This window comes from Micromonospora olivasterospora (assembly GCF_007830265.1).
Taxonomy (GTDB): Bacteria; Actinomycetota; Actinomycetes; order Mycobacteriales; family Micromonosporaceae; genus Micromonospora; species Micromonospora olivasterospora.
In genome coordinates this window covers 664,606-690,330 of sequence record NZ_VLKE01000001.1, presented here as the reverse complement: position 1 = coordinate 690,330, position 25,725 = coordinate 664,606, and the positions used below count along the sequence as shown (strand labels likewise).

The 25,725-nt window shown below is 75.8% G+C and carries 18 protein-coding genes and 2 pseudogenes; 13 read left to right on the top strand and 7 right to left on the bottom strand.

All coding sequences use genetic code 11. From position 1 onward, the window contains the following. Positions 1-46 precede the first annotated feature (46 nt). Together JD77_RS02825 and JD77_RS02820 are read right to left on the bottom strand one after the other, a co-directional pair. Positions 47-802, bottom strand: coding sequence for an ABC transporter permease (locus tag JD77_RS02825; RefSeq protein ID WP_145772904.1), 756 nt, complete (start codon positions 800-802; stop codon positions 47-49). Continuing rightward, positions 799-1,542: an ABC transporter ATP-binding protein gene (locus JD77_RS02820; protein WP_145772903.1), complete on the bottom strand. Its 744-nt coding sequence runs from the start codon at positions 1,540-1,542 to the stop codon at positions 799-801. The genes JD77_RS02825 and JD77_RS02820 overlap by 4 nt, the downstream gene beginning before the upstream one ends. 264 nt (positions 1,543-1,806) lie before the next feature. On the opposite strand from JD77_RS02820, the pseudogene JD77_RS35040 reads away from it, so the two are divergent. The 4 genes and pseudogenes from JD77_RS35040 to JD77_RS02805 all read left to right on the top strand — a co-directional run. After that, a pseudogene (locus JD77_RS35040) lies at positions 1,807-2,526 on the top strand (phosphoribosyl-AMP cyclohydrolase); the annotation flags it as partial. A gap of 258 nt (positions 2,527-2,784) precedes the next feature. After that, entirely contained in the window at positions 2,785-3,219 is a 435-nt protein-coding gene (hisI, locus tag JD77_RS33275; protein ID WP_145777391.1) for a phosphoribosyl-AMP cyclohydrolase, read from the top strand. Next, entirely contained in the window at positions 3,216-4,769 is a 1,554-nt protein-coding gene (locus tag JD77_RS02810; protein ID WP_145772902.1) for an anthranilate synthase component I, read from the top strand. Before hisI ends, JD77_RS02810 begins: the two co-directional genes overlap by 4 nt. A gap of 350 nt (positions 4,770-5,119) precedes the next feature. After that, on the top strand, positions 5,120-5,710 hold the full coding sequence (locus tag JD77_RS02805) for a Trp biosynthesis-associated membrane protein (protein ID WP_145772901.1): 591 nt from the start codon (positions 5,120-5,122) through the stop codon (positions 5,708-5,710). Positions 5,711-5,821: 111 nt separating this feature from the next. On the opposite strand, the gene JD77_RS02800 is transcribed toward JD77_RS02805, so the two are convergent. Then, a complete protein-coding gene (locus JD77_RS02800) occupies positions 5,822-6,079 on the bottom strand; it encodes a hypothetical protein (RefSeq protein ID WP_145772900.1) in 258 nt (85 codons plus the stop codon). A gap of 467 nt (positions 6,080-6,546) precedes the next feature. On the opposite strand from JD77_RS02800, the gene trpC reads away from it, so the two are divergent. The 5 genes and pseudogenes from trpC to JD77_RS02775 all read left to right on the top strand — a co-directional run. After that, positions 6,547-7,350 carry an indole-3-glycerol phosphate synthase TrpC gene (trpC, locus tag JD77_RS02795; RefSeq protein ID WP_211372772.1) on the top strand — a complete coding sequence of 268 codons (804 nt, stop codon included), beginning with the start codon at positions 6,547-6,549 and terminating at the stop codon, positions 7,348-7,350. A 41-nt stretch (positions 7,351-7,391) separates the two neighbouring features. Next, on the top strand, positions 7,392-8,627 hold the full coding sequence (gene trpB / locus JD77_RS02790; RefSeq protein ID WP_145772898.1) for a tryptophan synthase subunit beta: 1,236 nt from the start codon (positions 7,392-7,394) through the stop codon (positions 8,625-8,627). Between the two features lie 64 nt (positions 8,628-8,691). Further along, positions 8,692-9,495: a tryptophan synthase subunit alpha gene (gene trpA, locus JD77_RS02785; protein WP_145772897.1), complete on the top strand. Its 804-nt coding sequence runs from the start codon at positions 8,692-8,694 to the stop codon at positions 9,493-9,495. Between the two features lie 69 nt (positions 9,496-9,564). After that, positions 9,565-10,698: a prolipoprotein diacylglyceryl transferase gene (gene lgt, locus JD77_RS02780; protein ID WP_145772896.1), complete on the top strand. Its 1,134-nt coding sequence runs from the start codon at positions 9,565-9,567 to the stop codon at positions 10,696-10,698. Between the two features lie 17 nt (positions 10,699-10,715). Next, a pseudogene (locus JD77_RS02775) lies at positions 10,716-11,894 on the top strand (FAD-dependent oxidoreductase); the annotation flags it as partial. 39 nt (positions 11,895-11,933) lie between these two features. On the opposite strand, the gene JD77_RS02770 reads toward JD77_RS02775, so the two are convergent. Next, entirely contained in the window at positions 11,934-12,788 is an 855-nt protein-coding gene (locus JD77_RS02770; protein WP_145777390.1) for a GNAT family N-acetyltransferase, read from the bottom strand. A 146-nt stretch (positions 12,789-12,934) separates the two neighbouring features. Here JD77_RS02770 and gltB point away from each other — a divergent pair, with 146 nt between their 5' ends. Both gltB and JD77_RS02760 read left to right on the top strand, forming a co-directional pair. Beyond that, positions 12,935-17,653 carry a glutamate synthase large subunit gene (gltB, locus tag JD77_RS02765; protein WP_145772895.1) on the top strand — a complete coding sequence of 1,573 codons (4,719 nt, stop codon included), beginning with the start codon at positions 12,935-12,937 and terminating at the stop codon, positions 17,651-17,653. Further along, positions 17,646-19,184 (top strand): glutamate synthase subunit beta, encoded by a 1,539-nt coding sequence (locus tag JD77_RS02760; protein ID WP_145772894.1) that lies wholly within the window; start codon positions 17,646-17,648, stop codon positions 19,182-19,184. The genes gltB and JD77_RS02760 overlap by 8 nt, the downstream gene beginning before the upstream one ends. Positions 19,185-19,194: 10 nt before the next feature. On the opposite strand, the gene JD77_RS31810 is transcribed toward JD77_RS02760, so the two are convergent. After that, entirely contained in the window at positions 19,195-19,347 is a 153-nt protein-coding gene (locus JD77_RS31810) for a hypothetical protein (protein ID WP_170286363.1), read from the bottom strand. A 152-nt stretch (positions 19,348-19,499) separates the two neighbouring features. Beyond that, positions 19,500-20,912, bottom strand: coding sequence for an alkaline phosphatase PhoX (locus JD77_RS02755; RefSeq protein ID WP_145772893.1), 1,413 nt, complete (start codon positions 20,910-20,912; stop codon positions 19,500-19,502). Between the two features lie 181 nt (positions 20,913-21,093). On the opposite strand from JD77_RS02755, the gene JD77_RS02750 reads away from it, so the two are divergent. Together JD77_RS02750 and JD77_RS02745 are read left to right on the top strand one after the other, a co-directional pair. Further along, a complete protein-coding gene (locus JD77_RS02750) occupies positions 21,094-23,622 on the top strand; it encodes an FtsK/SpoIIIE domain-containing protein (protein ID WP_425463556.1) in 2,529 nt (842 codons plus the stop codon). Between the two features lie 3 nt (positions 23,623-23,625). Beyond that, the gene (locus JD77_RS02745) at positions 23,626-24,525 is read left to right on the top strand and encodes a hypothetical protein (protein ID WP_145772891.1); all 900 of its coding nucleotides are present in this window, start codon (positions 23,626-23,628) and stop codon (positions 24,523-24,525) included. A gap of 98 nt (positions 24,526-24,623) precedes the next feature. Here JD77_RS02745 and JD77_RS02740 read toward each other — a convergent pair whose 3' ends face one another. Continuing rightward, positions 24,624-25,589 carry an FAD-dependent oxidoreductase gene (locus tag JD77_RS02740; protein ID WP_145772890.1) on the bottom strand — a complete coding sequence of 322 codons (966 nt, stop codon included), beginning with the start codon at positions 25,587-25,589 and terminating at the stop codon, positions 24,624-24,626. Positions 25,590-25,725: the final 136 nt, after the last annotated feature.

Sequence of the window (25,725 nt, the reverse complement as noted above, 5' to 3'; positions counted from 1 at the left end):
CGCGGCCCGTCCGGCGGCGTCGCGGGGGAGCGGGCCGCCGGGAGCCTCAGCCGCTGCGCCGGCGCAGGGTGGCCGCCGCGAGCACCAGCGCCAGCACCACCGAGCCGGCCACCACCGCGAGGTCGCGCCACATCGTGGCGGTGGGCTCGGCGTGGGCGCCGACCTCCTGCAACGCCTCCACCGCGTACGACAGCGGCAGGGCGTCGCTGACCGCCTGCAACCAGCCGGCCATCTGGTCCCTGGCGACGAACAAGCCGCACAGCAGCAGCTGGGGCAGCACCACGACCGGCATGAACTGTACGGCCTGGAACTCGGTGCGCGCGAAGGCGCTGCACAGCAGCCCGAGGGCCACCCCGAGCACCGCGTTGACCACCGCGATCACGATCACCAGGGCGCTGCTGCCGGCGGTCTCGAGACCGAACGCCCAGTACGCCACGGCCGCGGCGACGCACGCCTGCCCGGCGGCGGCCAGCCCGAACGCGATGCCGTAGCCGAAGAGCAGGTCGAGCCGGCCGAGCGGGGTGGTGAGCAGGCGTTCCAGGGTGCCGGAGGTGCGCTCGCGCAGCATGGCGATGCTGGTCACCAGGAACATGATCACGAACGGGAAGACGCCGAGCATCACCAGCGCCACCCGGTCGAACATGCTCGGCTGGCCGGGCGGGGCGGGCTGGTCGGCGTACATGTAGTTGACGAGCGTCAGCAGCAGCGCCGGCACCAGCACCAGCAGGGCGACGGTGCGCCGGTCGTGCCGCAACTGCCGCAGGATTCGGCCGGTGGTGGCGGCCAGGATGCGGGGGGTCATGACGCCCCCCGACCGTCGCGGCCGGCCGCCGCCTCGCCAGCGCGGATGAGGCGCAGGAACGCCTCGTCGAGGTCGTCGACGCCGGCGGCGGCGCGGATCGCGTCCGGGGTGTCGTCGGCGACGAGCCGACCCTGGCGGATCAGCAGCAGCCGGTCGCAGCGGGCCGCCTCGTCCATGACGTGGCTGGACACCAGCAGGGTCGTGCCGGCGGCGGCGAGGGCGTGGAACCGGGCCCAGAGGTCGGCCCGTAGCACCGGGTCCTGCCCGACGGTCGGCTCGTCGAGGACGACCAGCTCCGGCTGCGCGACCAGGGCACAGGCCAGGGAGGCCCGGCTGCGCTGCCCACCGGAGAGGGTGCCGACGAGTTGGCCGGCGGCGTCGGCCAACCCGACGTCGGCCACGGCCCGCTCGGCGTCGGCCCGGTCCCGCCCCTGCAGCGCGGCGAAGTACCGGGCGTTCTCCCGCACCGTGAGGTCGGCGTACACGCTGGGGGCCTGGGTGAGGTAGCCCACCCGGCGGCGCAGCGCCGGTGCGCCCGCCGGCCGACCGAGCACGGTCACCGAGCCGGAGCGGACGACCTGCACCCCGACGATCGCCCGCATCAGGGTGGTCTTGCCGCTGCCACTGGGGCCGAGTAGGCCGGTCACCGCGCCGCGCGGCACCGCACAGCTGATGCCGTGCAGCACCCGCCGCCGGCCCCGGTCCACGACCAGGTCGCGGACCGCGATCGCAGGGTCCATCGCCCACCTCCCGCAAAATTCAACAGTCGATGAACTCAACGCTAGGTGAGATGACCGGGCGACCGCAACGGTCGGCTCCGGGTGCTGGTGCCACGACCCCGCTCGCGGACCCGACACCGCCGGGTCGGCGACATCGGGGGAACTCGCCGTCCCGGACCCCGCCGTGTCGGCGACATCGCGGGGACTCGCCGTCCCGGACACCGCCACGCCGGCGACATCGCGCCAACCGACACCGGGCACTAGGCTCCGGATCGGACAGGCGGTGTGCCAACCGGCATTGCGCCCGGATCGGGCGTACGGCACGATGGCGCGGTGGGTCACGCTGCGTCACCTGGCGACGGGTTCTTCGACGAGTGGGCCGCCCGGCTGCGGCAGTCGGCCGAACGCCCCGTGGTCGGCATCCTGCTGCGCGGCAGCCACGCCCGACGCGGGGCCACCGAGCACAGCGACGTCGACCTCGACGTGCTGGTCGACGACGCATCCGGGGCCGGACCGGCAAACGGCGGGCCCCACCCCGTCCCGTACGCCGCCCGCCGCGCCTACCTGGCCGAATCCGGCGGCCGGTTGACCCACGTCTCGGTGGCCGTCCGGGACGTCCGCTCCTGGCTGGCCCACCTCGGCGAGCCGGCCGACTGGGCCTTCGGGCTGCCGGTCACCGCGCCGGCCCGCCTGCTCTGGGCCGACCCGCGCTGGCGGCCCCGGCTCGACCTGCCGGTGCTCTGCCAGCCCGCCGACGAGCCGCGGCTGGAGGAGTTGATCGCCACGCTCGGTAAGGTCGCCGGGGCCCGCGCCCGCGACGACCACCTCGGCGTCCGGCTGGCCGCCGCCGACCTGGCCCGGCTCTGCCCGTCCGTGCTCCGGCTGGCCAACCCGTCGGTCCGGGTGGTGTCCCGGCGGTACGCGTTCGCCGCCGCCCTCGACCTGTCCGTCGCCCCGTCCGGGTACCGCGACGACATGCTGCTCTGCCTCGGCGCGCGTCCGGGCTCCACCGGGCAGCTCTGGGCCGCGGCGGCGCGCCTGGTCACGGGCACCGTCCCGCTGGTACGCCCGTACGCCGACGAGATCGCCGCGGTGGCCGGCCTGGACCTGGCCGACGCGCTGCTCGACGGCCGGCTGGACCGCTACCTCGCCCAACTGACCAACCCCGTGCCGCCGCCCCGGCCCCCGCGAAGCCCGGAGCCGGGGCAGCCCCGGTGGGACTCGTCGCCGGTGCCCGCGCCGCGTGCGGGACAATGGGTCACTGTGCCCGTACCTCACGCGCCGGTGACCGGCGCCCACGCCGAGCAGACCCCGCCCGCGGCCGGCGGAGCGGCCCGCCCGTCCGCGCTCGACCCGGCCATCGCGGCCCGGCTGCGCCGCACCCCCGACGGCCTGGTGGCGGCGGTGGTCCGCCAGCACGACACGGGAGAGGTGCTGATGGTCGCCTGGATGGACGACGAGGCGCTGCACCGCACCCTCACCACCGGCCGGGCCACGTACTGGTCGCGCAGCCGGGGAGAGTACTGGGTGAAGGGCGCCACGTCCGGCCACCACCAGTACGTCCGCTCCGTCGCGCTGGACTGCGACGGCGACGCGCTGCTGGTCAGCGTCGACCAGGTCGGCGCGGCCTGCCACACCGGCCACCGCACCTGCTTCTTCACCGAGCTGCCGGTGACCGTCACGGGGGAGCCGGCATGACCGACGGCGTGGTGAGCCCCGACCAGGCCACCTTCACCGACCTGGCGGGCCGCTGGCGGGTCGTCCCGGTCACCCGCCGGCTGCTCGCCGACGGGGAGACCCCGGTCGGGGTCTACCGCAAGCTGGCCGGCGGCCCGGGCACCTTCCTGCTGGAGTCCGCCGAGCAGGGCGCCGGCTCGGCCGGCCTGGCCTGGTCGCGGTACTCGTTCGTCGGGGTGCGCAGCAGCGCCACCCTCACCGCGTCCGACGGCGTCGCGTACTGGACGGGCCAGCCGCCGGCCGGGCTGCCGACCGGCGGCGACCCCGTCCGGGTGCTGCGCGAGACCGTCGCGGCCCTCGCCGGCCCGGCCTGGAACCCGGCCAGCGGCATGCCGCCGCTGACCGGGGGCATGGTCGGCTACCTGGGGTACGACCTGGTGCGCCGCTTCGAGCGGCTGCCCGAGCTGACCGAGGACGACCTCGGCGTGCCCGAGCTGGGCATGATGCTCGCCACCGACCTGGTGGTCCTCGACCACTACGACGGCTCGGCGCTGCTGATCGCCAACGCCGTGCTGCCGCCGTCGGACGCGCCGGACCGCGACGCCCAGGTCGCCGCCGCGTACCACCACGCGGTCGGGCGGCTGGACGCGATGACGACGGCGCTGTCCCGGCCCATCCCGCCGATGATCTCGACTGTGGCCCGGCCGGCGGCCGGCGACGTCGTCAGCCGCACCGCCGAGGGGGGCTACCCGAAGGCCGTCGAGGCGGCCAAGGAGGCGATCCGGGCCGGCGAGTGCTTCCAGATCGTGCTGGCCCAGCGCTTCGAGCGGGCGACCCACGCCGACCCGCTGGACGTCTACCGGGTGCTGCGCACCACCAACCCCAGCCCGTACATGTACCTGCTGCGCTTCGACGGCTTCGACATCGTCGGCTCGTCCCCCGAGGCGCACCTGAAGGTGAGCACCGCGGCGGACGGCCGGCGCCGGGCGCTGCTGCATCCGATCGCCGGCACCCGGCCGCGCGGCGGCACCCCCGAGGCCGACGCCCGGCTCGCCGCCGAACTGCTCGGCGACCCGAAGGAACGCTCCGAGCACGTGATGCTGGTCGACCTGGGCCGCAACGACCTGGGCCGGGTCTGCCGGCCGGGCACCGTCGAGGTGCCCGAGTTCGCCACCATCGAGCGGTACAGCCACGTCATGCACATCGTCTCCACCGTCGTCGGCGAGCTGCGGCAGGAGTGCACGGCGTTCGACGCGCTCGCCGCGACGTTCCCGGCCGGGACGCTCTCCGGGGCGCCGAAGGTGCGGGCCATGGAGATCATCGAGGAGCTGGAGCCGGTGCGGCGCGGCCTCTACGGCGGCACCGTCGGGTACTTCGGCTTCGGTGGGGACCTGGACATGGCGATCGCCATCCGCACCGCGCTGATCCGCCACGGGCGCGCGTACGTGCAGGCCGGGGCGGGGGTGGTGGCCGACTCCGACCCGGCCGCCGAGGACCAGGAGACCCGGAACAAGGCCGCCGCCGTGCTGGCGGCGATCGCCGCCGCCGAGACGCTCCGGCCCGCCCGGTGAGCGCGAGGAGTGCAGCGGAGCGGAGCCCCGCAGTCGCGAACGAAAGAAGACTCCGGTGAGCGCGAGGAGTGCAGCGGAGCGGAGCCCCGCAGTCGCGAACGAAAGAAGACTCCGGTGAGCGCGAGGAGTGCAGCGGAGCGGAGCCCCGCAGTCGCGAACGGAAGGTGGCACCGGTGAGCGCGAGGAGTGCAGCGGAGCGGAGCCCCGCAGTCGCGAACGAAAGAAGACTCCGGTGAGCGCGAGGAGTGCAGCGGAGCGGAGCCCCGCAGTCGTGAACGGAAGGTGGCACCGGTGAGCGCGAGGAGTGCAGCGGAGCGGAGCCCCGCAGTCGCGAACGGAAAGTGGCACCGGTGACACCGGTTTCCGCCGAGGTCTCGGCGCCGGCCGCGCGGGGGCGGCGCGAGCTGGCGTACGCCGTGCTGTTGAGCCTGGCCGGGGCTGGCCTGGCGGTGTGGGCCTCGACCCGCACCTGGGCGGTCGAGCTGACGGCCCGGCCGGCGCCGCTGCCGCCGGTACGCGAGGCGCGCACCGGCGCCGGGCTGCTGCCGTGGCTGCCGGCGCTGGCGGTCGTCGCGTTGGCCGGTGGCGGCGCGGTGCTGGCCACCCGGGCGGCGGTACGTCGCCTGCTCGGCGCCCTGCTGCTGGGGCTCGGCGTGGCCGTGGCAGCCGGCGGCGGCTACGGCCTCGTGGCGGCGTTGGGCGGCGAGGTGAGCCGGAGCTGGCCGGCCCTCTGCCTGGTGGGCGGCCTGCTCGCCGCCGCCGGGGGCGCGTTGACCGCGCTGCGGGGCGGCGACTGGCCGGCGATGGGCGCCCGGTACGAGCGGCGGGCGCGGCCGGCGACCGACGCGCCGGCCGGCGCGGCGGCCGGCCCGGTGACCGGGCGGCGCACCACGGAGGCGTGGGACGCCCTCGACCGGGGCGAGGACCCGACCGCCGGCTGACCGTCCGGCTGGTGATCAGGCCGATGTCGGCGACATGGGCGTGTTCGAGCCCGCTGGACCCCACCATGTCGGCGACACGGAGTGGATCTACCGGCCCGGCCCGGCCCGGGCTCAGGCGACGGGCTGGCGGTCGCGCGCGGCGGCGCGGGCGGCGGCCAACTCGGCCACCAGGCGGTCCAGTTCGGCGCGCTGGTCGGCGCGGGCCCGGTCGGCGCAGACCGCCTCCCAGGCGTTGCCCCGGGCGGTGCGGACCCGGCCGTCGCCGACCACGGCCCGCTCCAGGGTGTGCACCACCCCCACGGCGAGCGACGCGACGGTACGGGAGATGGTGGTCAGCCCGATGGTCGGCTTGGGCCCGGCAGTGCTCATGGTCACCCCGCACGAATATCGTTCCGACGGCTCAGGCAGGCGCGCCATCGAGTCTGCCCGAGGACGACGATGCCCCGCCGACGTTTCGCCGTGATGACGCCCACGTCAACGGTCGGTGGAGCCGGCTGACCTGGCAGGACCCGCGTCCTTGAGCTTTCTCACAACATCGACCCGACGTGCGTGTGGCGTGCCGCAGGGCCGACAATGGCGTCATGGGGGCCTCCGGCGACGGGTGCGGCGCCCGAGGGGCGGGTCGGCGCGCCCACGCCCGGCGTGGCTCTGCGTGATCCACTGTTCACCGGAAGTCGGACATTATGCCGCAGCCCATTTCGTGAGGAGCGCCATACCCCCGGCACCCGGTGCCAGGTGGCGCCCCCTAGCATCGGCCCATGACACCCGGAGAGGGGAGTCCGTTGGTGACTGCTCAGCATGCGCACGCCGAGGGGGACGGAGCCGCGTCCGGCAGCGTGCTCGACGAGATCCTGGCCGGCGTACGCGAGGACGTCGCGCGGCGGCAGGAGCAGGTTCCGCTGGAGCGGATCCGGGAGCTGGCCGCCGCCGCGCCGCCGCCGCTGGACGCGTACGCGGCCCTGCGTCGACCCGGCGTGGCGGTGATCGCCGAGGTGAAGCGCTCGTCCCCGTCCAAGGGGCAGCTCGCCGAGATCGCCGACCCGGCCGACCTGGCCGGCGAGTACGCGGCCGGCGGCGCCCGGGCGATCAGCGTGCTCACCGAGGGCCGCTGGTTCGGCGGGTCGTTGGACGACCTCGCCGCCGTCCGGGCCGCGGTGAACATCCCCGTACTGCGCAAGGACTTCGTGGTCTCCAGCTACCAGGTGCACGAGGCCCGCGCGCACGGCGCCGACCTGGTCCTGCTGATCGTCGCCGCGCTGGAGCAGAACGTGCTGGTCGGGCTGCTGGAGCGGATCGAGTCCCTCGGCATGACCGCGCTCGTCGAGGTACACGACGAGGAGGAGACCGACCGGGCCCTGGAGGCCGGCGCCCAGGTGATCGGGGTCAACGCCCGCAACCTGCGTACCCTGGAGGTCGACCGCTCGGTCTTCGAGCGGATCGCGCCCGGCCTGCCCAGCAGCATCGTCAAGATCGCCGAGTCCGGCGTACGCGGACCGCACGACCTGATCCGGTACGCCTCGGCCGGCGCCGACGCCGTCCTGGTCGGCGAGGGCCTGGTGACCCAGAAGAGTCCCCGCGAGGCGGTCGCCGAGCTGGTCAACGCCGGGAACCACCCGGCCACGCCCCGCCCGGCGCGCTGAGCCGCGCCGAGGCACCAGTCAGCAGCGAGAGGACACCCGCGATGAGCGCCAACGCCCCGGCCGACGCCGGCCAGCTTCCCGACGCCGCCGGTCACTTCGGCCGGTTCGGCGGCCGGTTCGTCCCGGAGGCGCTGGTCGCGGCGCTCGACGAGCTGGACGCCGCGTACCGCAAGGCGATGACCGACGAGGCGTTCCTGGCCGAGTTCGACGCGCTGCTGCGCACGTACGCCGGCGCACCCTCGCTGCTCTACGCGGCCGAGCGGTTCTCGGCCCGGGCGGGCGCCCGGGTGCTGCTCAAGCGGGAGGACCTGAACCACACCGGGGCGCACAAGGTGCGCAACGTGCTCGGCCAGGCGCTGCTGACGAAGCGGATGGGCAAGCGGCGGGTGATCGCCGAGACCGGCGCCGGCCAGCACGGCGTCGCCACCGCGACCGCCGCCGCCCTGTTCGACCTCGAGTGCGTGGTCTACATGGGCGAGGTGGACACCCGGCGGCAGGCGCTCAACGTGGCCCGGATGCGGATGCTCGGCGCCACCGTCGTCCCGGTCACCACGGGTTCGCGCACCCTGAAGGACGCGATGAACGAGGCGATGCGGGACTGGGTCGCCAACGTCGACGACACCCACTACCTGATCGGCACCGCCGCGGGCCCGCACCCGTTCCCCGAGATGGTCCGGGACTTCGTCCGCGGCATCGGCGACGAGGCCCGCCAGCAGTGCCTGGAGCTGACCGGCGCGCTGCCCGACGCGGTCGCGGCCTGCGTCGGCGGCGGCTCCAACGCGCTGGGCGTCTTCCACGCCTTCGTCGGCGACCCGGGCGTGCGGCTGTACGGCTTCGAGGCCGGCGGCGAGGGGGTGGAGACCGGCCGGCACGCGGCCAGCATCACCGGCGGCTCGTCGGGCGTGCTGCACGGCACCCGCACGTACGTGCTGCAGGACGCCGACGGCCAGACGATCGAGTCGCACTCGATCTCCGCAGGCCTGGACTACCCGGGCGTCGGCCCGGAGCACGCCTGGCTGCACGACACCGGCCGGGCGGTCTACCGGCCGGTGACCGACGCCGAGGCGATGGCCGCGTTCGAGCTGCTCTGCCGCACCGAGGGGATCATCCCGGCGATCGAGAGCTCGCACGCCCTCGCGGGCGCGTTGAAGATCGCCCCGGAGCTCGCCGCCGAGCTGGGTCGGGAGCCCGTCATCGTGGTCAACCTCTCCGGCCGGGGCGACAAGGACGTACACACCGCCGGCGAGTACTTCGGCATCCTCGACAAGGAGCAGTGAGCATGAGCGAGGGGATCGGCCGGCGCCGTACGACGCGGGCCCACGGCCGCGGGGAGGTGCGGGCGTGAGCCGCATCGGGGTCGCCTTCGACAAGGCGCGCGCCGACGGCAGGGCGGTGCTGGTCGGCTGCATGCCGGCCGGCTTCCCGACCGTCGAGGGCAGCATCGCCGCGATGACCGCCATGGTCGAGGCGGGCGTGGACGTCATCGAGGTGGAGATCCCGTACTCCGACCCGGTGATGGACGGCCCGGTGATCCAGCGGGCCAGCGACATCGCCCTGGCCAACGGCGTCCGCACCGCCGACGCGCTGCGCATCGTCGAGGCCGTGGCGGCCACGGGCGCGCCGGTGGTCACGATGACGTACTGGAACCCGATCGAGCAGTACGGCGTCGACGCGTTCGCCCGCGACCTCGCGGCGGCCGGCGGCACCGGGCTGATCACCCCCGACCTGATCCCCGACGAGGCCGACGAGTGGCTGGCCGCCTCGGACGCGTACGGGCTGGACCGCACCTTCCTGGTCGCCCCGTCCTCCACCGACGCCCGGCTGCGGATGACCGTGGAGCACTGCCGCGGCTTCGTCTACGCCACCGCGATCATGGGCGTGACCGGGGCCCGGGCGCAGACCTCGGAGGCCGCCCCGGTGCTCGTCTCGCGGCTGCGCGAGGTCACCGACCTGCCGGTCGGCGTCGGGCTCGGCGTCGGCACCGGCGCCCAGGCCGGCACCGTCGCCGGGTACGCCGACGGGGTGATCGTCGGCAGCGCGCTGATCCGCTGCCTGCTCGACGCGCCGGACCAGGCCGCCGGCCTGGCCGCCCTGCGGGCGCTCGCCGCCGAACTGGCCGAGGGCGTCCGCGCTCCGCGCCGCTGACGCTCCGGCACCGCGCCGGGCCGGACGGGGTTGCCGCCGAAGGGGTGCGCAGCGGTAGCGTGTTCACCCGTGACCCTCGCCTCGTCGATCCCCCAGGCGGCCCTGCCCAGCCCCAGCACCGCCGTCTGGCAGCTCGGACCACTGCCGGTCCGGGCGTACGCGCTCTGCATCATCGCCGGCATCGTGGTGGCCTGCGTGGTCACCGAGCGCCGACTGCGCTCGCGCGGGGTCGCCCCCGGCGCGGTGCTCGACATCGCCGTCTGGGCCGTGCCGGCGGGCATCATCGGCGCGCGGCTCTACCACGTGATCACCTCACCGGAGAAGTACTTCGGCGCCGGGGGTGAGCCGCTCAAGGCGTTCGCCATCTGGGAGGGCGGCCTCGGCATCTGGGGCGGGGTGGCCGGCGGCGCGCTCGGCGCGTGGATCGCCGCGCGGCAGCTCGGCATCCCGTTCGCCGTGGTGGCCGACGCGGTCGCGCCGGGGCTGCCGCTGGCGCAGGCGGTCGGCCGGCTCGGCAACTGGTTCAACAACGAGTTGTACGGCGGCCGGACGACCCTGCCCTGGGGGCTCGAGATCCACCGGATGGACCCGCGCAACCCGGGCCACGCCGAGGTCGTCGACGGCCGGCCGGTGCTGGAGCCCGGCCTCTACCACCCGACGTTCCTCTACGAGCTGCTGTGGAACGTCGGCGTCGCCGTTCTCGTCCTCGTCCTCGACCGGCGGCTGCGGCTGGGCCGGGGCCGGGCGTTCGCGCTCTACGTGATGGGCTACACCGCCGGCCGGTTCTGGATCGAGATGATGCGCCGCGACGAGGCCAACCAGATCCTCGGCCTGCGGCTCAACGTCTGGACGGCGGCGCTGGTCTTCGCCGGCGCGCTGGTCTACTTCCTGCGGGTCCGCGGCCCCCGGGCGTACCTGGTCCCGATCGGCGGGGCCGCCCCCGCCGCGCCCACCGGCGGCGGTGACGTCTCCCAGGTCGACCTCTCACAGCGCGAGGCGGGGCCGAAGGCGGCCGCCCCGGAGGGCTACCGGGTGGTCGACGAGGAGCGGTTCCGCGCGTACCAGGAGACCGGCGTCGTGCCGGAGGAACCCGCGCCGGGCGCCGCGGCGTCCGACGAGGGGGACGCGTCCGCCGAGGCGCCCTCCGGGGACGAGCCGCGGGACGGCGAGCAGGCCGGCGCCGCCGGCACCCGCGAGAGCTGAGCGGGGGAGCTGGCAACATGCGTACGGCGGTGGTGGTCGGCGCCGGGGTCGGCGGCCTGGCGGTCGCCGGCGCGCTGGCCCGGTCCGGCTGGCAGGTGACCCTGCTGGAGCGCACCGACCGGGTCCGCCCGGACCCGACGGCGGTCGTGCTCTGGCCCAACGGGGTCCGCGCGCTGCACGCCCTGGGCCTCGGCGCCGGGCTCGCCGCGATCGCCACCCCGCTGCCCGACGGTGGGGTACGCCGCCCCGACGGGCACTGGCTGGTCCAGCCGCGTCCCACCCCCGCCGACCGGATGCCCGTCGTGGTGCACCGGGAGGACCTGCACGACGCCCTCATCGCGGGCCTCGGCGACCGGGTGGAGCTGCGCACGGGCGTGACGGTGCGCACGGTCAGCGCCGAGCCGGGGGAGCGGCCCTCGGTCTCCGACGGCCGGCAGCGCTTCGCCGCCGACCTGGTGGTCGCCGCGGACGGCACCGACAGCGAGATCCGCCGGCGGCTGGCCCCCGAGTCCCGGGTGGTCAGCTCCGGCTGTGCCGCCTGGCGCGCCGTGATCCCCTGGTACCGGGCGCCCCGGCTGCCCGGCGACCGGCCCGTCGGCGGGGAGGTGCTGGGCGCCGGGTACCGGTTCGTGGCCGCCTCGCTGGGCGAGCGCGGCTCGTCGGGCGGGTCGAGCCGGGGCGGCATCTACTGGGTGGCCACCGCCGCCGGGGCGCCCCGGCCGGAGCCGCCGGAGACCCAGCTCGCCCTGCTCCGTCGCTGGTACGCCGGCTGGCCCACGCCGGTCGGCGACCTGCTCGACGCGACCGACCCGGCCGACCTGGTCCAGCAGGAGATCCGCGAGCTGCGCCCGTTGCCCCGCGCGTACGGCTTCCCGGCCGGACCGGGCGGGGTGGTGCTCCTCGGCGACGCGGCCCACGCCATGCCGCCGCACCTCGGCCAGGGCACCTGCCTCGCCTTCGAGGACGCCGCCACGCTGGCCTCGCTGCTGCGCGAGTCCCGGCTCCCGGACGCCGTCGTCGCGTACGACCGGCTGCGCCGGCCCCGGGCGGCGACCGTGGTCCGGCAGACCCGCCGGATGTCCGCGGTCCTGCAGGCCCGCGGCCGGCTCGCCCTGCGGGCCCGCGACGCCGCCCTCGGCACGATCAGCCCCCGCCTGCTGTCCACCGCCGCCGCCTCCGCCGCGGCTTGGCGCCCCCGTCCTGACCCTCCCGTAGCCGTCCGGTCCCGGCAGCGGTCAGTTGACGAGGGCGGCAGGCTCGGCGATGCAGGCCGTGCCGACGCGGCGGAAGCCGACCCGCAGGTAGACCCGGGCGATCTCCTCGCTGCCGGCGGAGAGGAAGACCAGGTCGGTGCCGGCCGCCCGCAGCGCGTGCGCGAGGGTGGCGGTGACCGCCGCGCCCAGGCCCCGGCGGCGGGCGGACGGCAGGGTGGCGACCCCGGCGATCTCCGCGGTGTCCCCGACCCGCATCGCCATCCCGCCGGCCAGCGCCCCCTCGGCGGGCGTCTCGGCCAGCGCCGACAGCCGCCGGCCGTCGGCGATCCGGCCCCGCTCCTCGGCCAGCGCCGCCACGTCCAGTTCCGTCACGGCCGCGTCCCGCTGCGCCGGACCGGCCTCGCCGCGCGAGGTCCCGGCGGCGGAGAAGCCGACCGCGGCGACGGCCCGCCGGATCGCCACGTCGGCGGCGAAGCCGGGCGCGGCCGGGTCCAGCAGCCGCACCGGTACGTCGGTGAAGCCCGCCGGGTCGGCCAGCGCATCCGGGTCGAGCACCAGCAATGGCGCCTCCAGCACGGCCAGCCCCGCCGCGCGGGCCACCTCCAGCAGCTCCGGGTTGCGCTCGTGCACCCACTCGAAGGCCTCCGGCAGGCCCAGCTCCCGCTGCCGGGCGCGGACGGCGGCCACGTCCGCCACCGAGGCCGGCCCGGCGGCGTCCGGCCGGGGCCGGGCGTAGAACGGCCAGCCGGCCCCCTCCCGGACGAACAACACCAGGGGGCCGTGTTCCTCGGCTCGGGCGCCGTCGCGGGGCAACGCGTCGTAGAAGTGCTCCAACCGGTCGAACGTCTCACTTGTCTCAACACGTACGTGATCCACGGCGCGAGACTATCCTTCCCAGCATCTGGAAGTGTGATCAATCTGAACTGGCCCTGTGCGACAACCCCTAACGTAGACTCAACCAAACCGACAAGGGCCGACGTCGTCCCGACCATGATCCAGCCTGAGTGACGACAGGAGGCCCGGTGGCCTTTCCGTACCCTCACACCCAGCAGTCGGCCCCGCCCGCGACCGGCCTCTACGACCCCGCGAACGAGCACGACGCGTGCGGGGTGGCGTTCGTGGCGGACCTGTACGGCCGGCGCTCGCACGCCGTCGTCGCCAACGGCCTCGGCGCCCTACTTCGACTGGACCACAGAGGTGCCCGGGGCGCGGAGCCCAACACCGGCGACGGCGCGGGGATCATGATCCAGGTGCCGGACGCGTACCTGCGCGCGGTGGTCGACTTCCCGCTGCCGCCCGCTGGCGCGTACGCCACGGGCCTGGTCTTCCTGCCCGACGACGACGAGGGCGAGGCGCGGGCCCGGCGGGTGCTGGAGAAGTACGCCCTGGTCGAGGGCGCCGAGATCCTCGGCTGGCGGGACGTGCCCACCGACCCGAGCGGCCTCGGCGAGACCGCGCTCGCCGCGCTGCCCCGGGTGCGGCAGCTCTTCCTCGCCGCGCGCCGGCTCACCGACGCCCCCGCCGGCCCGGCCGGCTCGCCGCTGACCGGCATCGACCTGGACCGGGTGGCGTTCTGCGTGCGCAAGCAGGCCGAGCGGGAGAGCGCCGAGCGGGACGTGCCGGCGTACTTCCCGTCGCTGTCGAGCCGGACCATGGTCTACAAGGGGATGCTCACCCCCGACCAGTTGCCCGCGTTCTTCCCGGACCTCACCGACGAGCGGGTGGTCAGCGCGATCGCGCTGGTGCACTCGCGGTTCTCCACCAACACGTTCCCGTCCTGGCCGCTGGCCCACCCGTACCGGTTCATCGCCCACAACGGCGAGATCAACACGATCCGCGGCAACCGGAACTGGATGCAGGCCCGCGAGGCGCTGCTGCGGTCGGCGGACCTGCCCGGCAACATCCGCCGGATCTTCCCCGTCTGCACCCCCGCCGCCTCCGACTCGGCCAACTTCGACGAGGTCCTGGAACTGCTGCACCTGGCCGGGCGGAGCCTGCCGCACGCGGTGCTGATGATGATCCCCGAGGCGTGGGAGAACGACCCGGACATGCGCGCCGACAAGCGCGCCTTCTACCGGTTCCACGCCAGCCTCATGGAACCGTGGGACGGGCCGGCGTCCGTCGCCTTCACCGACGGCGAGGTCGTCGGCGCGGTGCTCGACCGCAACGGGCTGCGCCCCGGCCGCTGGTGGCGCACCGCCGACGGGCTCGTGGTGCTCGGCAGCGAGGCGGGGGTGCTCGACCTCGACCCGGCGACCGTGGTCGCCAAGGGCCGGCTCCAGCCGGGCCGGATGTTCCTGGTCGACACCGTCGCCGGCCGGATCGTCTCCGACGAGGAGATCAAGACGGAGCTGGCCGCCGCCCAGCCGTACGCGGAGTGGCTGCACGCCGGCCTGATCGAGCTGACCGACCTGCCGGCCCGCGAGCACATCGTGTACACCCACGACTCGGTACGCCGCCGCCAGCAGACCTTCGGCTACACGGAGGAGGAGCTGAAGCTCCTGCTCGCCCCGATGGCCCGCACCGGCGCCGAGCCGATCGGCTCGATGGGCACCGACACCCCGATCTCCCCGCTGTCCACCCGGCCGCGGCTGCTCTACGACTACTTCCACCAGCTGTTCGCCCAGGTCACCAACCCGCCGCTGGACGCCATCCGCGAGGAGCTGGTGACCAGCCTGGCGTCCACCATCGGCCCGGAGGGCAACCTGCTCGACCCGGGCCCGGCGAGCTGCCGGCAGATCGTGCTGCCGTACCCGGTGATCGACAACGACGAGCTGGCCAAGATCCTCTCCATCGACGAGGACGGCGACCTGCCCGGCTTCAAGGCGGTGCGGGTCTCCGGGCTGTACCGCATCCGCGAGGGCGCCGCCGGCATCAAGGCCCGGCTCACCGAGATCTGCCGGCACGTCTCCGAGGCGATCGCGGACGGCGTGCGCATCCTGGTGCTCTCCGACCGGGACTCCAACGCCGACCTCGCCCCGATCCCCTCGCTGCTGCTCACCGCCGCTGTGCACCAGCACCTCGTCCGGGAGCAGACCCGCACCCAGGTGGCGCTGGTCGTGGAGTCCGGGGACTGTCGCGAGGTGCACCACGCGGCGGTGCTCATCGGGTACGGCGCCGCGGCCGTCAACCCCTATCTCGCGTTCGAGTCGGTCGAGGACATGATCGCCACCGGCGCGCTGGTCGGCGTCGAGCCGGACAAGGCGGTGCGCAACTACGTCAAGGGGCTCGGCAAGGGCGTCCTGAAGATCATGTCCAAGATGGGGATCTCCACCGTCTCCTCGTACTGCGGGGCGCAGGTGTTCGAGGCCGTCGGCCTCGACGCCCGCCTCGTCGAGCGGTACTTCCGGGGCACCCCGAGCACCATCGGCGGCATCGGGCTCGACGGCGTCCACGCCGAGGTGGCCGCCCGCCACGCCCTGGCCTGGCCGGCGCCCGGCGCCGAGGCGTCCGACCGGCTCGAGGTCGGCGGCGAGTACCAGTGGCGCCGCGACGGGGAGCTACACCTGTTCAACCCGGAGACGGTCTTCCTGCTCCAGCACGCCACCCGCAGCCGGCAGTACGAGGTGTTCCGGCAGTACACCGCGAAGGTGGACGAGCTGGCCGCGCAGGCGGGCTCGCTGCGCGGGCTGTTCACCCTGCGCACCGGGGTCCGCCCGCCCGTCCCGCTGGACGAGGTCGAGCCGGCCGCCGAGATCGTCAAGCGGTTCGCCACCGGCGCCATGTCGTACGGGTCGATCTCCGCGGAGGCGCACGAGACCCTCGCCGTCGCGATGAACCGCCTCGGCGGCAAGTCGAACACCGGCGAGGGCGGCGAGGACGTGGCGCGGCTGCACGACCCCGAGCGCCGCTCGGCGGTCAAGCAGATCGCCAGCGGCCGGTTCGGCGTCACGAGCGAATACCTGGTCAACGCCGACGACCTGCAGATCAAGATGGCCCAGGGCGCCAAGCCCGGCGAGGGCGGCCAGCTGCCCGGCAACAAGGTGTGGCCGTGGATCGCCCGGACCCGGCACGCCACCCCCGGTGTGGGCCTGATCTCCCCGCCGCCGCACCACGACATCTACTCCATCGAGGACCTCGCCCAGCTCGTGCACGACCTGAAGTGCGTCAACCCGTCCGCCCGGGTGCACGTCAAGCTCGTCAGCGAGGTCGGCGTCGGCACCGTGGCGGCCGGCGTGGCGAAGCTCAAGGCCGACGTCATCCTGATCTCCGGCCACGACGGCGGCACCGGGGCGTCCCCGCTGAACTCGCTCAAGCACGCCGGCACCCCGTGGGAGCTGGGCCTGGCCGAGGCGCAGCAGACCCTGCTGCTCAACAAGCTGCGCGACCGGGTCACCGTGCAGGTCGACGGCCAGCTCAAGACCGGCCGGGACGTGCTGGTCGCGGCGCTGCTCGGCGCGGAGGAGTTCGGCTTCGCCACCGCCCCGCTGATCGTCTCCGGCTGCGTGATGATGCGGGTCTGCCACCTGGACACCTGCCCGGTCGGCATCGCCACCCAGAACCCCGTGCTGCGGGAACGCTTCACCGGCCGGCCCGAGTTCGTGGAGAACTTCTTCCTGTTCCTCGCCGAGGAGGTCCGCGGCTACCTGGCCGAGCTGGGCTTCCGCAGCATCGACGAGGCGATCGGGCACGCCGAGCTGCTCGACGTCGTACCGGCCGTGGAGCACTGGAAGGCCAAGGGCCTCGACCTGGGGCGCGTGCTGCACCTGCCGGAGTTGCCGGCCGGCGCCGCCCGCCGCGGCGTCCGGGCCCAGGACCACGGGCTGGAGGCGGCCCTGGACAACGAGCTGATCGCCCTGGCCCGGCCGGCGCTGACCGACGGAACCCCCGTGTTGGTCGAGCTGGCCGTGCGCAACGAGCACCGCAGCGTCGGCGCGATGCTCGGCGGCGAGGTGACCCGCCGCTTCGGCGGTGCCGGCCTGCCCGCCGACACGATCGAGTTCCTGCTGCGTGGCACCGCCGGCCAGTCGTTCGGCGCGTTCCTGCCGCCCGGGGTCACCCTGCGGCTGCACGGCGACGCCAACGACTACGTCGGCAAGGGCCTGTCCGGCGGCCGGATCGTCGTGCGCCCGGACGCCGCCGCGCCGTTCGCCGCCCCCGGAGGCCGGGCCGAGGACCAGATCATCGCCGGCAACACCATCCTGTACGGGGCCACGGCCGGGGAGGTATTCCTGCGCGGCCGGGTCGGCGAGCGCTTCGCGGTGCGCAACTCCGGCGCGGTGGCCGTGGTCGAGGGCGTGGGCGACCACGGCTGCGAGTACATGACCGGCGGCACCGTGGTGGTGCTCGGCGAGACCGGGCGCAACTTCGCCGCCGGCATGTCGGGCGGCATGGCGTTCGTGTGGAAGCTGGACCGGCGGCGGGTCAACACCGAGCTGGTCGACCTGTCCCCGCTGCGCGAGGAGGAGCGGAACCGGCTGCACGACCTCGTGCGGCGGCACCTCGCCGAGACCGGCTCGGCGGTCGCCGAGCGGCTGCTCGGGCGCTGGCCGGAGGCGGTGCGGGAGTTCACCGCCGTGGTGCCCCGGGACTACCGCCGGGTGCTGGAGATCATGCGGGCCGCCGAAGCCGCCGGCCGCGACGTGGACGACGCGGTGATGAGCGCACTCGCGGCGCCAGCCGCCCCAGCAGCTCAGCCGGCGCCGTCGAACGCATCCGCGGCGCAGTCCGCGCCGTCCGACCCGTCCATGCCGGTGCCGTCCGCCCCGCGGACGATGGCCCAGGAGGTGGCCCGTGCCTGACCCGAACGGTTTCCTGCGCTACGACCGGCGGCTGCCCGCGCGCCGCCCCGTCCCAGTGCGGATCATGGACTGGCGGGAGGTGTACCCGCCGGCGGGCGAGGAGCTGATCCGCGAGCAGGCCACCCGGTGCATGGACTGCGGCATCCCGTTCTGCCACGACGGCTGCCCGCTGGGCAACCGCATCCCCGACTGGAACGACCTGGTCCGCACCGGCGGCTGGGACGCGGCCGTGGAGTCCCTGCACGCCACCAACAACTTCCCCGAGTTCACCGGCCGGCTCTGCCCGGCGCCGTGCGAGGCCGCCTGCGTCCTCGGCCTCGGCGGCCAGCAGCCGGTGACGATCAAGCAGGTCGAGGTGGAGATCGCCGACGCGGCGGTGGCCCGCGGCGGGCTGGAGCCCCGCCCGGCGGCGGCGCCCACCGGCCGGTCCGTCGCCGTGGTCGGCTCCGGGCCCGCCGGCCTGGCCGCCGCGCAGCAGCTCGCCCGCGCCGGTCACGCCGTGACCGTGTACGAGCGCGACGACGCGGTCGGCGGCCTGCTCCGGTACGGCATCCCCGACTTCAAGCTGGAGAAGCGGCACATCGACCGGCGGCTGGCCCAGCTCGCCGCCGAGGGCGTGCGGTTCCGCACCGGGGTGAACGTCGGCGTCGACGTCACCGCCGAGCAGCTGCGCGCCGAGCACGACGCCGTGCTGCTCGCCTGCGGCGCGCTGGAGGGCCGGGACACCCCCGACACCCCCGGGCGTGGGCTGCGCGGCGTGCACCAGGCGATGACGCACCTGGTCGCCGCCAACCGCGCCGTCGCCGGGACGGCCGCCGGCCAGCCCAGCGACGCGGTGGCGGGGGAGGGCCGGCTGGCCCCGGCCGTGCTGCCCGACGGCACGCCGATCGACGCCGCCGGCCGGCACGTCGTGATCATCGGCGGCGGGGACACCGCCGCGGACTGCCTCGGGGTGGCGCACCGCCAGGGCGCCGCCGGGGTGTACCAGCTCGACCTGTACCCCGAGCCCCCGCACTCGCGCGACGCCGCGCGGGACCCGTGGCCGACCTGGCCGTGGGTCCTGCGCGACTACCCCGCCCACGAGGAGGGCGGCGAGCGGGTCTTCGCCGTCGCGGTGCAGGAGTTCGTCGACGACGGCACCGGCCAGGTCCGGGCCGTCCGCGTCGCCGAGGTCGCCGTCGAGAAGCGCGACGGCCGGCGGATCGTCACCGCCCTGCCCGGCTCGGAGCGGGAACTGCCGGCGGACCTGGTGCTGCTGGCGATCGGCTTCGAGGGCACCGAGCGGCAGCCGCTGCTGGAGCAGCTCGGGCTCGCCCGCAACGCCCGGGGCGCCGTCGACGCCCGCCCGGACTGGCAGACCGACACCGACGGCGTCTTCGTCGCCGGCGACATGCACCGGGGCGCCTCGCTGATCGTCTGGGCGATCGCCGAGGGGCGGGCCGCCGCGGCGGCCATCCACGCGTACCTCGGCGGGGTGGGCGAGCTGCCCGCGCCGGTGGACCCGGCCCGGCAGCCGCTGGCCGCGCGCTGATCCGTCCCGGTCAGGTCAATGTCGGCGACATGGGGGCGCCCGAGCGCTCCGGATGCCGCCATGTCGCCGACATCGAGTCGCGGCTGCCCGCCAAGCCGCTGCTGATCGTCGCCCAGGCCGCCCACGCGGCGCCCGCCGCCGGGCTGGCGGTGGTCGCCGGCACCGGCAGCCGACACCTCGTCCGGCCCCGTACGCCGGCCCCCGCAGGATCGCCCGCGATCCGGGCGGTAGTGGCCTCCCGTGCCCCGGGAGGCCACTACTTCCACACCCGAACGCCAACTTCGCCCCGGCGACCGCCGCGGCGGGTAGAACCCGTCAGGCCACGTCGGCGTTGCTCGGCCGCCGCCACGGACCGGTGATCGCGAGGACGTGGCCCGGGGACTGGATGCCGACGAACAGCACCTTGCCGTCCGGGCTGAACGTCGGGCCGGCGAACTCGCTCCCGTTGAGCTCGTTGCGGGCCAGCGGGTACGCCTTGCCCTGCTCGGTCACCCCGAACAGGTGCGACAGCCCGTCGCCGTCCTCGGCCAGGATCACCCCGCCGTACGGGGAGACGGTGATGTTGTCCGGCCCGTCGAAGTTGCCCTCGACCGACGGGTCCGGGTTGACGCCGAAGATGGTCTTCAGCGTGACCGTCTCCGTCTTCGGGTCGTAGAACCAGACCTGGCCGTCGTGCTCGTTGACGCTGCCGTCGGCGTGCCGGGCGAAGCTCGCCACGAAGTACGCCCCGCCGTCGGCCCACCAGGCGCCCTCCAGCTTGCGGCTGCGGGTCACCTCGCCGTCGGCGAACTGCTTGCGCACCGACACGGTCCGGGCGTCCCGGTCCGGCACGTCCACCCACTCCACCTTGTACCGGGTGCCCGGGAGGGTGGCCTCGGCCAGGTCGGCGACGTACCGGCTGCCGTGCAGGCAGCGCATCGCCTGGAGGGTGCCGACCGTGTCGCCGTCCGGCCGCTGCGCCAGCGCGCGCAGCGCGCCCTTGCCGCCCCGGAAGCCCTCCGGCGGGCTCCACCGGAAGTACAACCCGTTCGGGTTGCCGGCGTCCTCGGTCAGGTAGATCGCGTGGGTGTACGGGTCGACCGCGACGGCCTCGTGGGCGTACCGGCCCAGGAACTTCAGCGGCACCGGGTCGAGGTTCTGCTCCCGGTCGTGCGGGTCCACCTCGAAGACGTACCCGTGGTCCTTCTGGTAGCGCCCACCGGCCCGCTGCTCGGTCTCCTCGCAGGTCAGCCAGGTGCCCCACGGGGTGATCCCGCCGGCGCAGTTGTTGTGGGTGCCGGCGAGGCTGACGTACTCGCCGAGCCGCCGGCCCTGGCCGTCGACCTCGATGGTGGTGGTGCCGCCGCGGGCGCCCGGGTCGTAGACGAGGCCGGGCAGCGCCGGCACCGGGTACGGCTCGCTGCCGCCGATCTCGTGGTTGTTGACCAGCACCGAGCCGGTGGGCGACCGGAAGCAGCCGGTGCCGTCGGTGTCGCTCGGGGTGGGCTGGCCGGACTCCAGCAGGCTCACGCCGGCCTGCGCCACGATCGTGTACGAGAAGCCGGGCGGCAGGGACAGCAGGCCGGCGGGGTCCGGCACCAGCTCGCCGTAGCCGACCGCCGGACGGAAGGCGGCCTGGGCGGCGGCGGGGCCGGCGATCGCCTCGATGCTGCCGGCGAGCGCGATCCCGAGGCCACCGGCCGCGCCGGCCCGCAGCACGTCCCGGCGGGAGAGGGGAGAGGAGGTCACGTCGTTGCCTTTCCTGTCGCAGGTGTTCCCTGGTGAAGGCAAGCCGGGCCGGTGGAACGGCGGCACCGGCGCCGGTGACGGCCGGGCGAACACTGGGCCAACCGTATGTGCGGGGCGGGCGCTGACCTGCGTGAGTGTCGGCCGTTACCGGGGTCCGTTAGGGTTCGTTGGACCGCACGGCGTGGGAGGGCAGAAGGTGGGCAGGCTCGCGTCCGCGTACGGCCAGGCGGTCACGGCCCACCGGCTCGCGCGCGAGCGGCTGGATCTGGCCCGGCGGCTGCTCGCCGCCCTCGGACCGGCCGCCCCGAGCGCCACCGAGCTGGTCGCCCGGCTGGCCCGGCTCGGCGGGCGGCTCGCCGCCCCCGCCTCCGGCGCGACCCCCGCGACCGAGGATCCGGTTCCCGTCCGGATCGGCGAGGCGACCACCCTGGACGGTGGCTTCCCGGTGCTCGTCCCGCTGGGCGGCGGCTGCCACCTGACCGTCGACGCGGACGCCCGCGACCTGCGGGTCGGCGAGCTGCTGCGTACGGTGGTGCTGCGGCTGCTCGCCGCCGCCCCGGCCGGCACGGTCCGGGTCGCCGGGATCGACACGGTGGCGTTCGGGGCCACGTTCCTGCCGCTGCGCCCGCTGCTCGACGCGGGCGTGCTGCGCCCGGCCGCCACGACCGTCGCCGACGTCGCCGCCCTGCTCGACGAGGCCGAGCGCCACGCCCGCGCCGCGCAGCAGGCCGCGCCGGCCGACCGGGAGCTGCTCGTGCTGGTCGCCGCGGCCGCGCCCCCGCCCCGGGAGGCCGCCCGGCTCGCCGCGCTCACCCACGCCGGCGCGTCCGCCGCCGTCTGCGTCCTGCTCGCCGGTCACCCGCCCGCCGGCCCGGGCGAGGCGCCGCCGTCGGGGGCGGCCACCGCCGTGCGACTGCTGCAGCGGTACGCCCACGTCGGCGACCCGCCCGGGCATCCGTTCAGCGCCGACGGGTCGGGGCTGGCCGCGCCCGTCGTCCTCGACGGAGACCTGCCGCCGGACACCGTCGCGGCGCTCGCCGCGCGGCTCGGTCCCGCCGCCCGCCGCGACACGCCGCCAGCCTTCGCCGACCTGCTTCCCACCGCCCGCTGGACGGAGTCGAGTGCCTCCGGGCTGTCCACGGTGGTCGGCCGGGCCGACCGGCGGGCCGTCACGGTCGCCTTCGACGACGCCACCCCGCACTGGCTCGTCGCCGGTCGCACCGGGGCCGGCAAGACGGTGTTCCTGCTCGACGTCCTCTACGGACTCGCCGCCCGCTACGCCCCGGCGGAGCTTCAGCTGTGGCTGCTGGACTTCAAGGAGGGCGTCAGCTTCACCGAGTTCGTCCCCACCGACCGCGACCCGTCGTGGCTGCCGCACGCCCGCGCCGTCGGCATCGAGTCCGACCGGGAGTACGGCCTGGCCGTGCTGCGGGAGCTGCGCCGCGAGCTGGACCGGCGGGCGGGCGTGCTCAAGCGGCACGGCGTCACCAAGCTCGCCGATCTGCCCGCCGACGCCCGCATGCCCCGGGTCGTCGCGGTCGTCGACGAGTTCCAGGTGCTGCTCGCCGGCACCGACGCACTCGCCCGGGAGGCGGTCGACCTGCTGGAGGAGTTGGCCCGCAAGGGCCGCTCGTACGGGATGCACCTCGTGCTGGCCAGCCAGGCCACCACCGGCATCGAGTCCCTGTATGGCCGGGCCGAGGCGATCTTCGGGCAGTTCCCGCTGCGGGTGGCGCTAGCCGGCGGTGGGGGAGTGCTCGACCCGCGCGACGACGCCGCGTCGGCCCTGCCAACCGGCGCGGCCGTGCTGAACACCGCCGCCGGGGCGTTCGGCGCCGGCACGGTCGTCCGTTTCCCCGACGCGTACGGCGCCCGGGACGAACTGGCCCGGCTGCGCCAGGAGCTGTGGCGGGCCCGCCCGGCCGACAACCGCCCGCCCGCCGTGTTCCGCGGTTACGCCGCCGCGCGCCTGGAGGACGACCCCGCGTTCGCCGCGCTGCGCCCCGGCGGCGGGCACCCGGTGGCCCTGGTGGGCCGGACGGTCGACGTGGCGGGCAGCGCGGCGTCCTTCACCCTGGACGCCACCCCGGGCCGGCACCTGGCCGTGGTCGGCGCCGCGCCGGTCGGTGCCGACGTGCTGCGCGCCGCCGCGCTCAGCCTCGCCCGGCAGCATGCCCCCGGCGACGCCCGGTTCCTGCTCGCCCCGCTGGCCGAGGCGGGCGCCGGGGCCGCGGAGTCCACCGGTGCGAACCTGGCCGCCGCGGGCCACCCCGTCGAGCGGCTCGACGCCGCCGCCCTGCGCGACCGGCTCGCCGACCTGGCCGGCGCCGGGCCGCCCGGCAAACGCACGTACCTGGTGCTCTTCGGCGCGGACGCCGCCACGGCGGCCCTCGCCCGCCCGGACCCGGCCACGTTCCGCTCCGGCCACGACGACCTGCGCGCCCTGCTCCGCGACGGCTCCGGCCGCGGGGTGCACGTGCTCGGCTGGTGGCGGGGCCTGCCCCGGCTCGCCGAGGACCTCGGCGGGGCGCACCACCGCGACGACGTCGCCTGCCTCGTCGCGCTGAACGTCCCCGCGGCCGAGCTGGGCCTGCACCTGGGCGTGCCCGCCCTGGCATACCAACCGCGCGCCGACCGGGCGTTGCTGGTCGACCGGCACGACCAGCGGACCCTGCTGATCGTCCCGTTCGCCGGGGGCGGGGAGGGCTGAGGCGTGTCCACCTTCGACGAGTACGCCGCACTGGCCCGTCAGCTCGCCGCCCACCGCCGCGAGAACGACCGGGACGCCGCGGCCGAGGCCGCCCACCGCCGCGCCCTGCACGGGACGCTCGACCAGCTCGGCCACCGGCTCACCGCGCAGGGGCACCGGCTCGACCAGCTCGGTCAGGCCCTCGGCGTGACGCCGCCCACCGCGTCGGGCCCGCCCACCGCGTCGGGCCCGCCCACCGCGTCGGGCCCGCCCACCGCGTCGGGCCCGCCCACCGCGTCGGGCCCGCCCACCGCGTCGGGCCCGCCCACCGCGCCCGGCCCGCATGTCGCGCCCGGCCCGCACGTTGCGCCCGGGTCGGAGGTCGCCTCCGGGTCGCACGTTGCATCCGGGCCGCATGTTGCGTCCGGGCCGCTGGTGGCGTCTGGGCCGCATGCCGCGTCGGGTCCCTCGACCAGCGCCGCCGGCCCCGGCGTGCCCGCGTCGGGCGGCGAACCGGCCGGAGCGCTGGCCGAGGCGCACCGGCTCACCGACGAGGCGGACCGGCTCGTCGCGCACACCGAGGCCGTCGCCCACCGGCCGCCGCTGCTGCCGACCTGGTCGCCGCCGGCCCGGGCCCTGATCGTGTACGTCGGCTGCGCGCTGGCCGGGGTCGTGCTGATGCTGGCCATGGTGGTCGCCTCCGACCTGGCGGTCGTCGGCCTCGGCGCCCTGTACGCCGCGACGTGCGCGGGGCTGCCCGTGCTGTCGTTCCTCGCCGGATACCTGGTGCTCGGCCGGTGGGGGCGGCCGGCGCTGGGCACCGAGGCGCCGCCCCGGTTCGCCCCGCTCGGCTTCGTGATCTGCGCGCTGCTGGTGCCCCTGGCGTACTGCGCCTACCTGCTGGTCTTCCGCCTGCTGCCCTGACGCCGGGGGCCGCCTCGGGGCCTCTTTCACGGAAAGAGTGGCCATCCGGGCGGGAATGCCCACTCTTTCCGTGAATCTGCGCGCTCGCCGGCAGCGGGTCAGGCGGGGAGGAGGGCGAGATCGGCCACCTCGGCGGCGCAGCCCCAGGAGAGGGTGACCCCCGCGCCACCGTGGCCGTACGCGTGCACCAACCGGCTTCCCGGCGGGCCCGCCGGGTCCGGGTCCACCTCGACCCGGGGGCCACCGTGCCGGGCCGGCCGCAGCCCGATCCGCTCCCCGAGCACGGGGGCGCCGGCCAGCTCCGGCACCAGCGCCACGCACCGACGCCGGATAGCCGCCGCCGTCTCCGGGTCGGGGCCGGTGTGCGCCACCCCCGGCTGGTACGTGCCGCCGAGGACCACGTCGTGCCGGCGCGGGTGCACGTACGTGATCCCCGCCGGGTCCTCCTCGTCGCGGACCGAGGTGGTCAGGCCCGGGTTCGCCACGAGCACCAGGTGCCCGCGCACCGGATGCACGGCCGGGTCGGCGGCGAGCCGGCCGGCGGCCAGGCCGGTCGCGTTGACCACCGTCGGCGCGGTGTCGAACGCGTCGGCCAGGCGCTCCACCCGGCGGCGCAGTACCCGCCCGCCGCCGGCCTCCAGCCGCTGCCGCAGCCAGGCCAGGTACGGCGTCATCTCCACCGTCGGCGCCGTGAACCGCAGCAGCGCCGCGTACGGCGGCTGCGCGGGCTCGGCCACCAGATCCCCGCACGCCTCGGCCCACCACGGCGGGCCCGTGTAGCGCCGGCGCAGCCACATCCGGGTCGGCCGGGCGACCACCCCCGGCGCGCCGGCCGCCGCCTGGCGGGTCAGCTCCGCGTGCGTCTCGCGCGCCCAGCGCAGGACCCTCGGGTCCTGGTCGGTGTGGCTCGGGTACCAGACCGCGGCGGCCACGGTCGACACCGTGTCCGCCGGGTCGTCGGCCGCCAGCACCGTCACCCGTGCGCCCCGCTCCTGGAGGACGATCGCCGCCGTCATCCCGACGACCCCGCCACCGACCACCGTCACGTCCCTCGTCCGCGTCATCGTCCGCTCCCGTCCCTAGCGCCGTCGGCCCGGAGAGGTGGCCGTCGGCTTGCTCGTGCCGTCGGCCTGGAGAGGTGGCCGTCGGCTTGCTCGTGCCGTCGGCCGGGATAGGTGGCCGCCAGCCCCGTCGTGCCGT